Origin of the sequence: Pseudomonas promysalinigenes, assembly GCF_014269025.2 — a bacterium.
Classification (GTDB): Bacteria; Pseudomonadota; Gammaproteobacteria; order Pseudomonadales; family Pseudomonadaceae; genus Aquipseudomonas; species Aquipseudomonas promysalinigenes.
In genome coordinates, this window is the sequence record NZ_CP077094.1 from 2,916,038 (window position 1) to 2,932,428 (window position 16,391).

General features: G+C 49.8%; 14 protein-coding genes and 1 pseudogene. 5 read left to right on the top strand and 10 right to left on the bottom strand.

All coding sequences use genetic code 11. The features are described from left to right. Positions 1-8: 8 nt before the first annotated feature. Positions 9-965, bottom strand: a complete 957-nt coding sequence (locus HU725_RS13325) for a sugar ABC transporter substrate-binding protein (RefSeq protein ID WP_186478181.1) — start codon at positions 963-965, stop codon at positions 9-11. Between the two features lie 79 nt (positions 966-1,044). Beyond that, the gene (locus HU725_RS13330) at positions 1,045-1,329 is read right to left on the bottom strand and encodes a hypothetical protein (RefSeq protein WP_186478180.1); all 285 of its coding nucleotides are present in this window, start codon (positions 1,327-1,329) and stop codon (positions 1,045-1,047) included. Between HU725_RS13330 and HU725_RS13335 the strand changes: the two are divergent. Beyond that, positions 1,328-1,618 (top strand): annotated as a pseudogene (locus HU725_RS13335) (asparaginase domain-containing protein); the annotation flags it as partial. The gene HU725_RS13330 and the pseudogene HU725_RS13335 overlap by 2 nt on opposite strands. A 268-nt stretch (positions 1,619-1,886) precedes the next feature. Here the strand turns inward: HU725_RS13335 and HU725_RS13340 are convergent. The 4 genes from HU725_RS13340 to HU725_RS13355 are packed head-to-tail and all read right to left on the bottom strand — an operon-like array spanning position 1,887 to position 7,326. After that, on the bottom strand, positions 1,887-2,339 hold the full coding sequence (locus HU725_RS13340) for a hypothetical protein (RefSeq protein WP_186478179.1): 453 nt from the start codon (positions 2,337-2,339) through the stop codon (positions 1,887-1,889). 1 nt (position 2,340) lies between these two features. Then, positions 2,341-4,335, bottom strand: coding sequence for a hypothetical protein (locus tag HU725_RS13345; protein ID WP_186478178.1), 1,995 nt, complete (start codon positions 4,333-4,335; stop codon positions 2,341-2,343). Further along, positions 4,328-6,040 carry a hypothetical protein gene (locus HU725_RS13350; RefSeq protein ID WP_217872346.1) on the bottom strand — a complete coding sequence of 571 codons (1,713 nt, stop codon included), beginning with the start codon at positions 6,038-6,040 and terminating at the stop codon, positions 4,328-4,330. Before HU725_RS13350 ends, HU725_RS13345 begins: the two co-directional genes overlap by 8 nt. Further along, a complete protein-coding gene (locus HU725_RS13355) occupies positions 6,034-7,326 on the bottom strand; it encodes a site-specific integrase (protein ID WP_186478176.1) in 1,293 nt (430 codons plus the stop codon). Before HU725_RS13355 ends, HU725_RS13350 begins: the two co-directional genes overlap by 7 nt. Positions 7,327-7,365: 39 nt before the next feature. Between HU725_RS13355 and HU725_RS13360 the strand changes: the two genes are divergently transcribed. The 3 genes from HU725_RS13360 to HU725_RS13370 all read left to right on the top strand — a co-directional run bounded on the left by HU725_RS13360 (position 7,366) and on the right by HU725_RS13370 (position 9,908). Beyond that, positions 7,366-7,740 carry a hypothetical protein gene (locus HU725_RS13360; protein WP_186478175.1) on the top strand — a complete coding sequence of 125 codons (375 nt, stop codon included), beginning with the start codon at positions 7,366-7,368 and terminating at the stop codon, positions 7,738-7,740. Positions 7,741-7,987: 247 nt separating this feature from the next. Further along, positions 7,988-9,322 (top strand): AAA family ATPase, encoded by a 1,335-nt coding sequence (locus HU725_RS13365; RefSeq protein ID WP_186478174.1) that lies wholly within the window; start codon positions 7,988-7,990, stop codon positions 9,320-9,322. Then, positions 9,312-9,908 (top strand): HNH endonuclease family protein, encoded by a 597-nt coding sequence (locus HU725_RS13370; protein WP_225915486.1) that lies wholly within the window; start codon positions 9,312-9,314, stop codon positions 9,906-9,908. The genes HU725_RS13365 and HU725_RS13370 overlap by 11 nt, the downstream gene beginning before the upstream one ends. Before the next feature lie 99 nt (positions 9,909-10,007). Here the strand turns inward: HU725_RS13370 and HU725_RS13375 are convergent, their stop codons facing one another. The 3 genes from HU725_RS13375 to HU725_RS13385 all read right to left on the bottom strand — a co-directional run bounded on the left by HU725_RS13375 (position 10,008) and on the right by HU725_RS13385 (position 13,554). Then, positions 10,008-11,750 (bottom strand): ATP-binding protein, encoded by a 1,743-nt coding sequence (locus HU725_RS13375; RefSeq protein WP_186478172.1) that lies wholly within the window; start codon positions 11,748-11,750, stop codon positions 10,008-10,010. Between the two features lie 281 nt (positions 11,751-12,031). Further along, a complete protein-coding gene (locus tag HU725_RS13380) occupies positions 12,032-12,532 on the bottom strand; it encodes a hypothetical protein (RefSeq protein WP_186478171.1) in 501 nt (166 codons plus the stop codon). A gap of 653 nt (positions 12,533-13,185) precedes the next feature. Next, positions 13,186-13,554: a histone-like nucleoid-structuring protein, MvaT/MvaU family gene (locus tag HU725_RS13385; RefSeq protein WP_186478170.1), complete on the bottom strand. Its 369-nt coding sequence runs from the start codon at positions 13,552-13,554 to the stop codon at positions 13,186-13,188. A 443-nt stretch (positions 13,555-13,997) separates the two neighbouring features. On the opposite strand from HU725_RS13385, the gene HU725_RS13390 reads away from it, so the two are divergent. Continuing rightward, positions 13,998-15,086, top strand: coding sequence for an asparaginase (locus tag HU725_RS13390; RefSeq protein ID WP_186478169.1), 1,089 nt, complete (start codon positions 13,998-14,000; stop codon positions 15,084-15,086). A gap of 403 nt (positions 15,087-15,489) precedes the next feature. Here HU725_RS13390 and HU725_RS13395 read toward each other — a convergent pair whose 3' ends face one another. Beyond that, a complete protein-coding gene (locus tag HU725_RS13395) occupies positions 15,490-16,269 on the bottom strand; it encodes an SDR family NAD(P)-dependent oxidoreductase (RefSeq protein WP_186478168.1) in 780 nt (259 codons plus the stop codon). Positions 16,270-16,391: the final 122 nt, after the last annotated feature.

Genomic DNA, 16,391 nt, shown 5'->3' on the forward strand with positions numbered 1-16,391 from the left:
TGCTCAGATCAGGGCTTGGTGATGAGTTCTACCGGAGTCTGGATGACATTGTCGGCATCCACATCAGGTTTCTCGCCCTTGAACATCTTCAGCGCAGCCTGAATGCCGTACACCGCCTGCTGGCTGGCAGCCTGGTCGAGCGTGGCGAGCACACGGCCATCCTTGAGCATCGGCTCGATCGCCTTGATGTTGTCGTACCCCACCACTTGAACCTGGCCAGCTTTGCCTGCGGCGCGCACGGCCGAGACAGCGCCCAGGGCCATACTGTCATTACCGGCCAGCAAGGCCTTGATGTCGGGGTATTCGTTGAGCATGGAGGCGGCGACCGCGTTGCCTTTGTCGATTTCCCAGTTGCCGGACTGCACCGAAACGATCTTCATCTGCGCGGCGTCCATTGCATCCTTGAAGCCTGCAGTACGCTGCTGAGCATTGGTAGTGGTCGACACGCCTTCGATGATGCCAACCTGATCACCAGCGGTTAGCTTTTGCTTAGCCAGATATTCGCCGACCAAACGCGCGCCCTTACGGTTGTCGGGGCCGACGAAGGGTACGCTGATGCCCTTGCTCTTGAGCAGGTCTGGGTCCAGGCGGTTATCGATGTTGATGACGACAACGCCTTGGTCCATGGCCTTTTTCACGGCCGAGACCAGCGCCTTGGAATCTGCCGGAGCTATAACCAGGGCCTTGGCGCCAGAGTTGACCATTTGCTCGACGATACGAATCTGCTCGCCGGTATCGGTCTCGTTCTTGATGCCGTTGGCAACCAGTTCGAAATCTTCGGGATGGGCTTTTTGATAGTCTTTGGCGCCGTCTTCCATGGTGCGGAAGAACTCATTGGCCAGCGATTTCATCACCAGTGCAACTTTGGGTTTTTCTTCTGCATGCACAGCAGAAACCGCAACGGTGACAGATAGCGAGGACACAAGGGCGGCGGCCAGCAGACGACCGGGAAGGGGCAGCTTCATGAGTTGACTCCGAATCTTGTTTTTTTATCGGGTCGCAAACGTTTGCGTTGAATAACTATGGAAACAAGACACAGATTTGTCAAATCAGTTTTGCTGGCTGGCGCAAGAGGATGATGAATTCGATTATCCGGGATTTCTCCGAAAAACCGAACGACTTTTCCACAAGCGTTCGGGGTGCCGAATAGATACCGCTGCCACCGGGCTTGAGCTGCGCACCACTAGCGAAGCCTATGGCCCGCTGCATCACGGCCAGATCGGCTTTACAGCGACAGCTGCCTGATTTACCCCACTTGGTACGGAATCTGCGTGTTGCCGTGTGCGACTCAGCACCCATCTCATTAGGAAGAGAGAGAACAATAAACATGAATGCTGCACTAACGAGCTTCGCTCCCAGCGCCCTGGCGCTCCTGTTGATCCTGCCCGCCGCCGCATCGGCCGAAGAAGCCCAAACCCAGCAAAAACTGGCCAATGTCGTCATCCTGGCTACCGGCGGCACTATTGCCGGCGCCGGCGCAAGCGCTGCTAACAGCGCAACCTATCAAGCGGCCAAACTGGGCGTCGACAAACTGATTGCCGGTGTTCCAGAGCTGGCTGAACTTGCCAACGTGCGCGGTGAGCAGGTGATGCAGATTGCCTCCGAAAGCATTACCAACGCACACAGGTTTGTCGGCGATGGACGGACCAGCATGTAGACCGCGATCCACGCGGGCTTGCGTGTAAGAGATCAATGTCCGTGCCTAATCGATTTTTCGATTTTTGATCTGCCGACGGACGCGCTGCCAGGCGCACCCACAGGAAGCGAGCGCAGCAGCAAGGCACACATGAAGGGGAATTTTTGCGCAGAAGTGGATTTTTGGAGTAACCAAATACTTGAATCACTACAAGGTTAATCCCTCGGAATTTATGTCATAACAGCGGCTCCTACTCCTCATACCGATCACGCTGTAGAAATTTCTGACGAACACGCTGATCGAAACTAGCTACATTAGATGGCCCTTCAAAGCCTTCAAGAAGATGAGCTTTTTCGACCAAAGACATTTGCAGATTGAGAACTTTAGACTGAGCCGCATCCCTCTCATCGGTCAAGATCGCACAGCGTTGGCGCAGAGCCTTATTTTCAGCTCTGGCCGAGGCTAACTGGGTGCTCAACGAACGATCCCTTGGCTCCAGAACTGAGCCGCAAGATTCAACATAAGCCTCCACTTCCGCTACAAATGTAGGATAGCGTGACTTTTTGAGAGCGGAGGGATCTCTACCCACCTCCCGCGCTATGTTGGCTAGCGTTGGTTTAGAGCCTTTCTCAACTCTGACAGCTTTGCCTTCTACTATCCGCCTGAATGCTTTTCGATACTCCGCTTCAGCACTATCCTTCATTTCATTCCTCCACCAAAATCACGTTAATCAGATGTTGCGTATACTCATGTTGAGCCAACAACGCATCTTTGCGCGGGCCTTCCTGAGGGGCATGCTCCAACTGAGATTCTAGCCAATGATTAACGCGAGTGATCACAGGTAAATTCTCTTTAGACGCAAGCCCCGAAACACAATTTTTACAAGCAAGCACGTAATCAGCGCTACCGTACTCACAAGGTTCTGTACTTAGACAAACGCCTTGTATCGTCTCTTTGATGAAAGTCATCCCTTTTTTAGCTTGCGCAACCAACTGTTTGAGAGCCTTAGCCTCCAAAAAATTTACTGCGCGTTCTTTGTGCACGGTACTTATCGGGGAGACAAAATTTGGGCTTTTCAAATCCATTATTGTTCTACCCATAGACTCATAAGCAGTACTAATATATTCATCCCTGACCTTAGAATTGAAAGCCAATGCTGATGCATTACGACCATAGTACATAGACATTGATAGATACAAATGCTTCAGTTGATATTGCAAAGACTGAGGTGACACCTGTTGCGAATGACAGGCATTTACCATCAACGTTCTTCGAAATTGATGGAAAGCAAATACCCAGTCTTTGCCTACAGCAAACCTTTTAACGTTCAGGTCGGGATTAACCTTCAACGCCTCTTTAAAATCGTCATCAGTGATGATCAAATCTCCTGGCAAAAAAAGCGAAGGACACTGAGCATCTAAAGATATTGCATCAATGCTTTTCCTGACACTTGTGGGGATAGCAATAGCCTCTGAATATCCTGTCGACCATGGCTCATAGGAGCGCAATACTAAATACGGATTATCTACTTCGCCCTCTTCGTGACTGACCCCAAGCGCGATCGCCACCTTCATACGCAACTTAGCAACTGAAGACATGGCTGCAATCACATCCCTTACGTCTTCGCATGTAATCCATCTCGCATCATCATCCTTGATTGTCTTGGTTGTCTCACCCCGTAAGACATATACAGTTTCTCCATCCAACTCCGCGACATCAAAACAATCAACCCTCAGCTCGTTTATCTCCCCACGCCTCATGCCACTCATGCTCGCAATACAAGTAGCACCGACTAGAGAAATAGCACCAAAAAATGAGGATAGGGTTGACACAGTCATTCCGCGACATGGCCTTCGCGCCGAACCAAACATCCATTTATCTAACACATCCTTAACACCATACTCTTCAGCAACCTGCTCGAACGGCCCTCGATAGATGAGATTCCTAGACGCACGACTACTAAATGGCGAAATAAACTTAGAGCCTCGAACCCAGCCTTTATTATTAGCCTGATACTCCTGCCACACATAATCAAATAAACCCTCAAAAGCAGCGGAAGACCTTTTATAGTCTCTAATCAATTCCAGTGAGCGCACCAAATGCAGATTAGACAGGCGCGATGGTATATACGGCGTTTGAGTGGAATGATTTTTTCTGCTGACGCAGTACAAATCATAAATCTGCGCAGAATTAAGAATTTTGAAGCCTAGCAAACCCTCATACTCATATATCGTGCGAAAAATATAAATATAATTCGCTGCGAATTTCGAAATTGCAGCAGTGAACTCCAGTACCAACTGAGGATACCTGTGAAGATCCGCCACAGAAATTTTATTGTTAGAACAAAACCTGAAAATCCTTTTAATGTTATTGTACCGCGATTGCAAGGTCGAGGGTTCCATACGGTCAGGTGTAACCCACATAATCAGAATCAAAAGCAATCGAAACAAATAAGACTCCCCCTGTGTCAACCATGGCCGGCTTCGCTTGGAGGTTTTCATCCCGAAAGTGAATGCACAACTTTTTCTAAGCCATTGCTGCATGGGCCAGCTATCATCACAAAATCGCGCCAATACAGACCCATTTTCATCTACGCAGACAGGAAAATCATCTGGCGGGGGAAATGAGGGTAATTCGTCATTCACGAACTCTAGGGAAAAATTTTCCCGCCTGACGTTGGAAACCATACGATTACTCATTGAATCTAACCTCTATCAGACCCCTGTAGTTTGGATGGAAATTTCTTTCCAGAATCCTTAATTCAGCTTCTTTTTTCCATTCCCAGCAGGCGTCATCCTGACGAGAGAAGGCATCCATAATCAGATCAATCCGGTCGACGACAGCTTTTTGAGGTGAGCCAGCAAGATCCCTATTGATTGGAATCAGCATAAACTCAGAGTACTTGAGGAACCTAAAAGTCGCTAAGGACCAGATATAATCGAGTGTTTTTACGCCCTGATAGTATATACAAAACAGGCACCCTGTCGGATTCATACAGTCAGGCGTAACGACATCACTTGCTATAGGCACAGCACTAACAGGAATACACTGTCCCTCAAGAACTGCGTCACGAGATAGCTTCCTCTTAGAGAAAAAATCCGCCCACTCGCTGAAAGCGATTTCCTGACTGGGCGCCGAATATTGCTCCAGGAGAGTTCTTTTTGTGTGCTGAGCATCACTTGCCACAAAGCTTGGATTGTGTGTTTCTCTCAACAACCAATTGACACGCTTCTTTCGCAGCGAATCCGCGGTAAGGCACACCCGGCCAGCCCGCTTCATAAATTTTGCGAAAGTTACCTGCACGTATTCCTCGACTCTTTTGGCACCTTTAGTCTGAAGTGGAAAAAGATATTCGCAACCGTCAGGATAAACCTCCTTCAAAAAACGCAAATAATTTAGAAAATGATTTTTGTATTCTGCATAAACAAAAATCTCAACATCGCTTTGCTTCCTAGGTTTGTACGCTACAATCCTGCATCCACCTTCAATTGTAGTACAGCGGTAATCTTCGTAAGGCAAATTATAGGCAACAGATACGTTGAGTCCGGTCTGAGATAGAAAAAAATTAAACTCAGCGTGCACCCTCATACTCACAACAAGAGCACGGGTTTTAGCGTCACCTGATACCCGCCTCTTTTCCGTAGCTTTCTCCGTTCTTTTCTTTGCCCTTGGACACTTGGTAGCGACGCGGGTTTTGCTTCTTATCAGATGCTGCTCTGGCGTATAGAGCCCTCCCCAATAATCATAGGTACTTCCGTCGCTAAATTTTATAGCTATAGGCAGCTCACCGAAACAAGCTGTGACACTAAGCGCATCAATGATATCCATCATGTCAGCACCGAATTGAAACCCCTCACTCAAACTGCTTTTATCAACCTTTGGCTTACGCAGCAGCCCTCTCCGCCTAAGTTCTGGATATTCGAAAGCAGACTTAAGACTACCAGGATGTAGCTCTAACGCGCCTTTGATGGCCTTTTGCATATCTAGATCAAGAGTATATGCATTATCAGCTGAGCCATGAAAACTCCCTCGCAGCACTTGCTCCCATCGCATGCGACTGTAGCTTTCATAGCACTCCACGATATTTTCCAGCGACAGATCCACTCCTAACCTATCGTACTCCGCATATAAGGCCCTCAACGCACGAACATAATTGTATATAGTTCTCCTTGCATTGAGTTTGAACTGCCCCTCAAAATAGCAATGAAACATACTAACAAGCTGCTGCCGGCCTAATCTCGCCTCCCCCAATCCCCCAGCCGCTATTTTCCTTTCCACAGAACACTGATTACTTTCAGCTCCGCCTAGGTATAGCAAGTACCGCATATTCTGCAAAGGCTTGTTGCTTTTTAGATCGCAGTGCTCAAATCCTAACTCAAACTCACTCTTGGTGCGAATCACCATTTTCTCCTAAGCTCTTCACACTTACGGAAATAAATGCTCTGCCACTTCGCGCGATCCTTGTGATCCTGTACATACTTAATGTAAGTCATCGTGGTTTTTTCTGACTTATGCAACATCAGATCCCTCAAAACGCCCACAATAGAATCGAGCCGCGCTCCTGGAATCTTTAAGTTCTCCATAACAAAGTTCGTCCCAAAAGTCGCCCTGCTTTCATGAAAGTTAAATTTTAGAGAAACACCGCGCTGCAACGCTATTTGGCGCAACTTAGACATTTCAACATTTACTGAGCTACTACGATCCCTACCCGGCCGACAGTAAGATCTTCCGCTTTTACTTATAAAAATTAGCTGCTCCACTCCACTTACTTCCGCCTTTGAAGCCCGTAGCAACCGCCTCTGAGAGCCAACATACGAAATCAACATATGATATACATAAGCAGGCATTGAAACCTCCCCACTCACACCAAACTTAGTTGAGACTGGAGCGTACTTAACTGTAGGCCCGACGGATAGTGAATAGTAACTACCATCATCCGACAACCTAGCATACTTCAATGTCAATAATTTAAGATCACAGATCGTCCCAAGCCTCATACCCGTATAAAACCCGAGAACCAGCATTAGATAAACTTCAGGCGAACAGTACTCGTATGCGATATCAAGAACCAGTGCCTGATCTTGATAATTTAGGGGAGTTAGTCCATCCTCCACCTTGAGCATTGAATCCTTGCCCCCTCTAATCTTTAGTTGCTCCTTGCTTACAGCCAGCGTACGCTCCAGCCCTGGAAGAGCTTCAATCTGCGACCTCAACGTTACGTCATCAAAGATATCTGGCGAAATGGAAAGCAGCTTATAATCAGTTACTGCTTTATAAAACCTTATTACAGCCTTACTTCGCCCCCGCGCTGAGCTATAAGATATAGCCCCCTGCTTTTTTAGGGCCTGCAACTCGTCGTGATAGAGAAACAAACAACGACGCGCCTGAATCAGAGGAAAGAACATCCATGAAAGTCTCATTCTTTCCAAAAAAGCCATGTAATGCCTAAGACAATAAGCTAAGCTTACAATCGTTTCAAGGGCGGTCCCCCCCAGCATTACTTGCGTATAAAAAGTGGCCAGCCAGAAATTTGCCACTTCCCATGGAGAACCGTTTGACCAATAAAGCTGTGGTAGACCATAAATAACTCCGCCGCGACTTTTTGAAACCTTGTAGGCGACTTCAACTACTTCACCACTTTGTACAGAGACCTCAGCAGGTCTGTAATTTATGAAACTTACAGTTGCCATTTTAACTCCGAATGCCAAGCGACTTCGAAAAATAAAAGCATGTCCGTCAGCAACTGTCCAGCACTTGACCGATCAAGACCCGATTACAAAACCAACAAAAAACTGTTATATCCACACTTAATTAACAGCATGTCAACGCAGCAAACTCGCACAAAAAATCAAGCGCCCGAAAACCTTGGGATTTTTTTGTTCGACTGTTTTTCAAACTCGAATTTCTTGTCACAGTGTCAATCAGGCTTACTCAATGAACGTCTGAAAAAAGCCAAAAAAATTTGTAACAAGCCCCTCCTCACTCCTGCATTAACTGCCGATCTTGGCTTCAAAACTGGCCGTGAGCAGTATCTCGAAGGGTACTGCCCCTGCCTGGTTACTGACCTTTTCGGGCTAGGCGGTACTCGATTCGCCCAAGGTTGACGCACGGTAGTCATCGGCTACCCGACCAGGGCAAGTGAAAATCAAGCCTCCAATAGAGATAACAAGCGAGACTCTGAACCTCGCCGCTGAGCCATGCCATCAGAAAGCCACTTGCTGTAAGATCACCTGATGGTCTAAAACGGAGATCCGGCTTAACCGGACCGCCGATGCCTCCCATCAGACCTTTGTCAAAGTGTGATTAAGGTTAAGCAGACGCTCGAAACGATTGCATACAAGGAGTTGATTGATGGTAAAAAGGTTAGTAGATGTGAAATTTGATGGGGAGTGGATAGATATCACTCCCTCGGAAGTAAGCTCTGCGATCAGAAATTACTACACTGTGATCATTGGGAAGAACGGCATCGGTAAAAGCCGGCTACTAGCAGATTTAGTTAGGGCAGGAAGCGTAAGACGCGACTTCAAAAGAATTATTGGAATTTCCACCAGCCCTTTTGATAAATTCCCTAGCGCTAAACGCCCAAGCTTGATTATAAGTCCCTCATACCGTTACGTTGGCATGCGCACTGAGAGCATTTACCAATCATCGTCTTCGGTATCGCTAATTTCTTCTGCTGCAAAGGGGCTGCTTGAAAAGCTATCAAAGACTGAAGGCAGCCATGATCTAAACGCGGTTTTTCAGTCTTTGCAATTCGAGCCTTCAGCTGTTTTTTTGCTAAAGCCAAGCTACTTGAGATCGAAACGAAAAGAGTCTCAGGTGGCGCTCATTGAGGGTAGCAGCCTAGCAATTGAGCTACGTCGGCTCGAACGTGAACATGACATTCACGTCGATGAAAGATATTTCGAACTTTTACAGAACCTATCGCTCGGTCGAAGGCTAGAGGTTCTCGATTCGATGGTAAAGGTCAATGAGGTTCTCACCTCAAAACGTGCCATTGAGTTGAGCGCAAACTTTACAGCGTCCACACTTTCTGTCGACGGTCAAACTACGAGCAGCGCTACCATACGAGCGATCTTGGTTCTTATGGAGGCGGGATTGGTTCGCCTTATGGACCTTGTTCTGGAGAAACAAGGTTTTGGACAGCTGTCGCTAAAGAAGGCCAGCTCAGGCGAGCAGTGCCTATTAGTACTCATTCTCGGCATCGCTGGTCACATCTGTGACGAATCGTTAGTTTTGATAGATGAGCCGGAAATCAGTCTACATCCTAGATGGCAGGAAGAATTTATGGAATTGTTGATAGATTCTTTCTCTGGATACAGGGATTGCCAGTTCGTTATCGCCACTCATTCCCCTCAAATCATAGCTAGGCTCCGAGGTGAGGGTTGCTACATCGTGTCTCTATCCCGCGGCGAGCTTTATGACGCAGCGGACTTCCATGACAAATCAGCCGATTTCCAGCTGGCAGAGCTTTTTGATGCCCCTGGCATCATGAACGAGTACATCTCACGGCTGGCCTTCAACCTGCTGGCAAAGGTGAAGCACAGCAAATCCTTGGATGACACATCTCGTGACGACCTGAAAAGGCTGCTGAAATTCGACGAGCAGCTCGAAAGCAAAGATCCAGTGAAGGAGCTGATCCGCTCTGTTGCCATGCTGTGTGAAACCTATGCCGATGATCACTAATCCCGTGGTGTTAAGTGAGGCAGCTCTAGACCTAATTGAGGCGAAGAAACGCTCTGCTGATTTCTCGCACACCAGCTGGGGGGATGACGATCTACAGCCGGTACGCAGGGAGATCCGGGAGCATTACAGGAACGTGCAGCGCTTGGTGTGTGCTTACTGCCAAGGGCCTGTATGTACCCGTTCAGCCGCCGGATCTCCAATCGAACACATTGTGCCGAAATCCCAGCACTTGGCCTTCATGTTTGAGCCCAAAAACCTGTGTGTGGTGTGCGCAGACTGCAACGAGTACAAATCGAACCACGAAGCGCTTGTCGATCCGGTTTTGAGAGCGCCACGGGTCAATTACCCAGAGAACTCACAGCTGTATCGCATCGTGCATCCACACCTCGATACCTATAGCGAGCACATTGGGCGGTTCGAACGACTCTATGTGGACCTGACGGAAAAAGGCGGCTATACGATCTACGCTTGCAACCTCAACCGCTTCTACCGCCGGTTCGGGCGCTGTGACGAACTCGTCAATGATATCGCTCTTGTCCAGCAGGCTGAGCGATTTCATGAAGAGGGTGTGGTTGACTTGCAGTAGCGCCTCTAGCAATCGAAAAACCGCCGCACCTGGGTACTAGGGGCGGTTTTTCGGTTTTTTTGGTTGGCGCGCCTGCCTCACGTAGCGCCAAACTCAAGATCATACCTTTTCCAGCTGCCATTTAAGTTGACGGCGCGCCGTTGCGATGATGTCTGAGAATAAGAGAAGCCTCACATTCGGTTCGACATACTGCACGGGGAAATCAGTGGATCGCCGGCCACCGAGCAACAATACAGTTATCGGCTTTGCTGTGTATTTTGCAAACTCATGCCGATACCTTGTGGCCTGCTGGTAATCCTCATGGTTCAAGCCATGCGAGGGCCTCTTGAATTCTATGAGCAGGTACTCACCATTCAAATTTTCATTGAGCAGAAGGTCAGGTCGATCTGCACCAGATTTCCCCTGGTACTTGACACCTAAATACTCCTCGACCTGTTTCTTGAGCCCTTCATTGGAGCTGAACGCGGTGAATTCAGCTCCGATGACCCAGAGAGCCTTCTCGATAGCGCGGTGAACCGCGACTTCAAGGCAGGCCTTATTTTCTACCAGGCTTTCCAACCAGTCCAGGAAAGCCATTCGGGCTTTTGCCTGCTCCACGAGAATTGCCATATCCGCTAGGCCGAACTGCTCAAGCGCCTCAGCGACTGCTGCTACGTCTGCCTTCTTCGCTTCAGCCAGGTGCTCGATGACGGCTGCGTAGTCGGAGCGCTCAATGGCCTGAAGCACCACAAACGCGATTGCCTCCACCTTGTGTTCAGGCTCGTCGTAGTACTTGTCCAAGACCTTTTTGATGGCCTCCTCAGCAAATTGACGCTTGTGCTCAGGGAGCTTCGACATGCTCAGGTTCAGTGCCTTCTTCAACCTTGCGTGCGCAAGCTGCATCTCCTGGGCATGAGTTAGATGGAGCGCCTCCTTCACTGTCTGCTGGACGTATTCAGCGACCCGCTGGTAGCTTTCGCTGTTCTCGATCACGGAATCCCAGCCAGCCGTGATGTAGTCCCTCAGTCCATCAGCACTGATCTCACCGTAGAGTTTGCGCAGCAACTTAGGCGGTACATCGTCACATCCATCCAGCCCAAAGAACCCCGGTTTACCAATGGCCTTACCATCGACGAGCAATGTGATCCCTGGCTCCCGTAAGCCTGTCTTTTTGTTGCTGATTGAAAACCTCAGCGCTACGTCACCCGCAGATGACAACGTCTCGGATTCTTCCTTATAGGTGCCTTCGAGATCATCAATGCCCAGAGGCTTTCCATTGATGATGATGGTGAATCCAGACTGCCGGCCATACTCCTTGATCAGCTCTTGTCTGAGCTGGACCGGATTCGGATAGCTCAGATCTTGCCGGAGATGCGTCAGCTGGATCGAGGTTCCATGATCGCCCTCTCCACAGCTCGACACCGCTATGTCGATGGGAAGATGCTCAATGTCAGCAGCCTGCTGGAGATTGTCGACGCTCAGTGTAAATGACGCAGACTGGCCGCGGGCGCGAGTGCTTAAGGTCATCACCGATGCAGCCATCAGCCCTGCAAACTTGCCGATGCCCTTTCGGCCTTTGATAACCCTTTGCTTTCCGAGAGTCCGCTCTCCCCGCCTCAAGCGGCAGTCGGATGCGATCTTCATGTACTGAGATTTTAGCTCGATCACAGTCATGCCATTGCCGTTATCGCTGACGGAGATGGGCTGATCGCTCAGTGGTTCTGGTAGGACGATAATCACTTCTTCTGCGTCGGCATCCCACGCGTTGTCTACCAGCTCCTTAAGAGCCTTTTCTGTCGACGAATACCCCTGCCCTAACAGCGTGGCCAGGCGCGCATCGACCTGGAAATTCGCTTGCTCCATGACTCATCCTTGGATCCAATCAAGGATGGCAATTTAATATTGCAAGGGGGCCGTGTCACTAGCCTTCGATCACCTTAGGGATTAGTACTGCTCTTCGGGCCAAAGCACTCCCGAAAAGGCCTACGATCTGCGACTCCAAGAAGCTGGTCGCAGATCTTCCTGACACCTCACTCCTGCCTCATGGCCACCTGATAGCCCGAAGATTCATCATCAGTCATACTTCAGTGAATAAATGGGCCAGCCGATGGTAGCGATTGCGCCCACTCAAATTCACTCAACAATCATGTACGAAACGCAGTTCTTCTTGTCGCCAGCGCCTTTCTTCGGAACAGCTGTAGCGCCCCTAAGTCGACTTCATCTTCACACCCCATTACAACAAGCCAGCTCTTAACCATTCTCGTGAGCACGACCCGACTCATAGGTTTTTTCTTGAATCTCTCACTAGAAAATAATAATGCACCTGGCTTCAGAGACGCGAAAGCGATCCAATCAGTCACGTGCTTACCGAAATAAAGCTGGGGCTGATCAGTCCGGCACTTGCTCTTGCTGATCTCTGCAAAGTAGCAGTAATCCTGCCGAGTCTTCGAAACCTTCGCTGACACCAATTCATTGTAACGATAACCGTTGGCCAAGAGAGATAACAACGCCATTTGTTTCAAGTCACTTCTCTCATTTAAGTATGACGCCAGCCTAAGGCGTTGCTCACTAGTGAAAGCCTTGACGGCTGGCACGGCTTTTATTGACTGCGATTCCATAGCACTGACCTCGACATAGACATTCATCTAAAAGATCAACCAACCGATGAAAAACAGCAAGCTCTCAGCGCTAAAAAAAACACAAAAAACGAATGTAGAATGGCCTAGATAATGCTTGTGTTTATGACACTTACCAAACCAACAAAGATAAGCCAATAATATATATGACCCTCAAAAAACTGAACTGATGATGACAATCACAAAAACCACTACGGCCCCTCTCCTCACAGCTAAAATCCCGCTTGACGAATCAGCACAACTATAGTTGCATTATAGTCTGCATGGTACCAACCAAAAATTCGAGCGAGGAGCGTGAGAAATGAAAGAACAATTACCCCCACACCAAAATGAATTCACGGAAGCAGTCAAATCGATGATAGAGCGGAGAGAACATAGCGGACAGAAAATATCCAAATCACTGAGCCGCATGCTTAATCATTTGAACCCCTCTACTACGCTCTATTATTTATCGAGTACACCATTTGGTAGATGCCCGCATGACCCAGAGCATGAGAAGTCCTGAGTGGGGGCACCTCACATTTTGGATGTTGGAGATTCATAATGAGCACGCGAAGCGGGACCGGCTCGCCGACCCGCCTCACGCAGCCTATCTAGGGGGCGGTCTAGTGGTGACCTCGACAAGCCGGCCCGACGCAGAGCAGTGTCGAACTAGTCCACACTCAGCGAGCGATCCAAGATTCCACGACGTCAGCGCCGTATTCTTGCTTCCACTGCTTGAGGAGGCGATGGTTACCACCTTTTGTCTCAATCACCTCACCATTGTTAGGATTTTTGTAGACCTTGACTTCTCGGGGCTTCCGCTGCGCGGCGTTAGACGCTGCTACAGTAGGCGCGCGGCGAGCAGCTTGAGGATCTAGAATATTGATGACGTCACGAAGGCTATAGCCATAGCTCGCCAGCAAATCACGAAGTTTTTCTTCAAACTCCATCTCCTTTTTCAAGCCGGCGTCATTTTTCAGATTTTCCAGCTCTGCAAGCTGGGCAGCCAAATTCCGCTCAAGTTCCCGAAACTCTGCGAGTCTAGACATCGAAACCGTTCCTTTTTGTGTGTGCTAAATCCGAATGGTAGTCGCTTTGCCCCCCTGCTGCACCTCCCTCTATTTTTGACATGAAGAGACTAAGGGCTCGCAGCATCACGAGACACCACATCACCTTCCGCCTTTTTCCGGAATAGGACTCAGCCTCTTCTTTGCAATTCTTTTACAGCTAGTCAAAAAGCAGAAACCCATGCAGCAGCTGGCCCTGAAGATGAACAGCCGTGGGGTTCTGCGCGCCGGAAAACCGAACAGGGACACGTTTGATTGTTCGATATTCCGGATAAGGGGATCGCTCTGTGACGCCCTCTCCCTCTGAAACTGCCCAGATATAGGGTCGTCTACAATTTCGATGCGCCAGGCAGACACTGGTACGAAACCTGCCTTGGAGTAGGCGCAACACAGCAACCAATCTCATCAGGAAGAGAGACAAAACAATGAATGCTGCTTTGAAAACCTTCGCACCCAGCGCATTGGCGCTGCTGCTTATCGTGCCAACCGCGGCTTCTGCTAAAGAAGCAGAAACCCAGCAGAAGCTGGCCAACGTGGTCATCCTCGCAACTGGCGGGACTATTGCCGGCGCCGGGGCCAGCGCTGCCAATAGCGCCACCTACCAAGCCGCCAAGCTTGGCGTCGACAAGCTCATCGCCGGTGTGCCGGAGCTAGCGGATCTCGCCAATGTGCGCGGCGAGCAGGTGATGCAAATTGCGTCCGAGAGCATTACGAATGTGGACTTGTTGAAGCTTGCTAAGCGGGTCTCTGAGCTAGCCGACAGCAACGATGTCGACGGCATCGTCATCACCCACGGCACTGACACCCTGGAAGAGACCGCTTACTTCCTCAACCTAGTCGAAAAAACCGAAAAACCGATCGTGGTGGTTGGCTCGATGCGTCCAGGTACTGCCATGTCCGCCGACGGCATGCTCAACCTCTACAACGCCGTGGCCGTAGCCAGCGACAAGCAGTCGCGTGGCAAAGGCGTATTGGTGACCATGAACGACGAGATTCAGTCTGGTCGCGACGTGAGCAAGTCCGTCAACATCAAGACTGAAGCCTTCAAGAGCGCCTGGGGCCCGATGGGCATGGTAGTAGAAGGTAAGTCGTACTGGTTCCGCCTCCCCGCCAAACGTCACACCACCCTATCGGAGTTTGACATCAAGCAAATCAGCAGCCTGCCACAGGTGGATATTGCTTACAGCTATGGCAACGTCAGCGACACGGCCTACAAGGCTCTGGCACAGAGTGGCGCCAAAGCAATCATCCATGCAGGGACCGGCAATGGCTCAGTCTCGTCTCGGGTAGTGCCGGCTTTGCAGGAGTTGCACAAAAACGGTGTGCAGATCATTCGCTCGTCCCACGTAAACCAGGGTGGTTTCGTATTGCGCAACGCCGAGCAGCCAGACGACAAGTACGACTGGGTAGTGGCGCATGACTTAAACCCTCAGAAGGCGCGGATTCTCGCCATGGTCGCCATGACCAAGACCCAGGACAGCAAGGAGCTGCAACGCATCTTCTGGGAATACTGATTCATAACACGTGGGATTGATGCTCTCAGCTCTCAAAAACTGAGAGCATTTTGCTTTTTCAGCGCCGCACATATCTTCCTTTGGGTAGGAGAAAAGCGGAAAGCTAGAAGCAATGCTTGAGGGATGTATTTTTATTCAGGCACCTCACTCAAGCACTATCGACCCGGGCTGTGTGCCCCCGCCCCGCTAGCTTTCGATAATCGCGCTCCTACATGAAATCTGAAAAGAGATGGGGCTTAACCAGCCCAAGATTTTGCTTAAGCGCGCGATTTTCAGGATACTTTTTGAGCAGTCAAATTAGTCGAGATGTTTTCACACAGCCTGGGCCAATAGCGGTCCTCTAAGCCGCATGCTCTACTAGAAGGAAACTTTTGCTTCGCCAATAGCCAAAGACTCTGGCAAGTCAGAAGCGGGACTTATTCTCCTGCAAACAGTTTCCTCCATCGACGAGCAGCGTTGTTCCTGTGACGTAACTGGCCTCTGAAGAGGCAAGGAAGGCGACAGCAGCGGCAACTTCTTCGGGACGACCTGGTCGTCCAATTGGTACGTGAGCAGCGGCTGCCAATTCTTCAGGGGTGCTGGACGCAGTAGCAATCCAGCCGGGCGCAACCGTATTGACAGTAATGCCTTGTTGTGCCATCTCCAGTGCGAGGCTCATGCTCATACCCACCATCCCAGCTTTGGCGGCGCTGTAAGCGGATTCGCCTACGTTGCTGGCCACCGTACCCGTGGTTGAGCTGATATTGATCACTCTCCCGTACTTTTGTGCTTGCATCGCAGGTATTAGCTCGCGGGTCAGAAGAAAGGCGCTCGTCAAATTCCTGGCAAGCGACTGCTCCCACATAGGCAAACTCATATTTGCAAGCGCTGCGAAGGGCTCAGGGCTACCTTGGGCAGTCATGCCTGCGTTGTTAACAAGAATGTCTACGTGCCCCCAGATCTCCAGAGCCCATCGTGCCAGTCGCACGACCTGATCCTCATCCGTCAGATCTGCCACGCGGCCTTCAACATCAAAGCCAGCGGCGCGTAGCTCTGCTACTCGCGCATGGATACGAGAACTACTAGCGGTAATGATGAGCTTGATTCCTCCTTGGCCTAGACGACGGGCTATGGCGATACCTATCCCTTGTTCACTGCCCGCACCGCTGATCAAAGCGACTTGAGATGCCCGTTGTATCGACATGAAAACTCCGCCTGAGAAGGTCTGACGCGGGTTGAGTCTATGTCAAAAAACAAGGTTTTGCGGGCGAGTCTTGAGCTTCGTCTGCGGTTTCTACCAGGCACCGGCCTCTTGTAGGAAAGGTG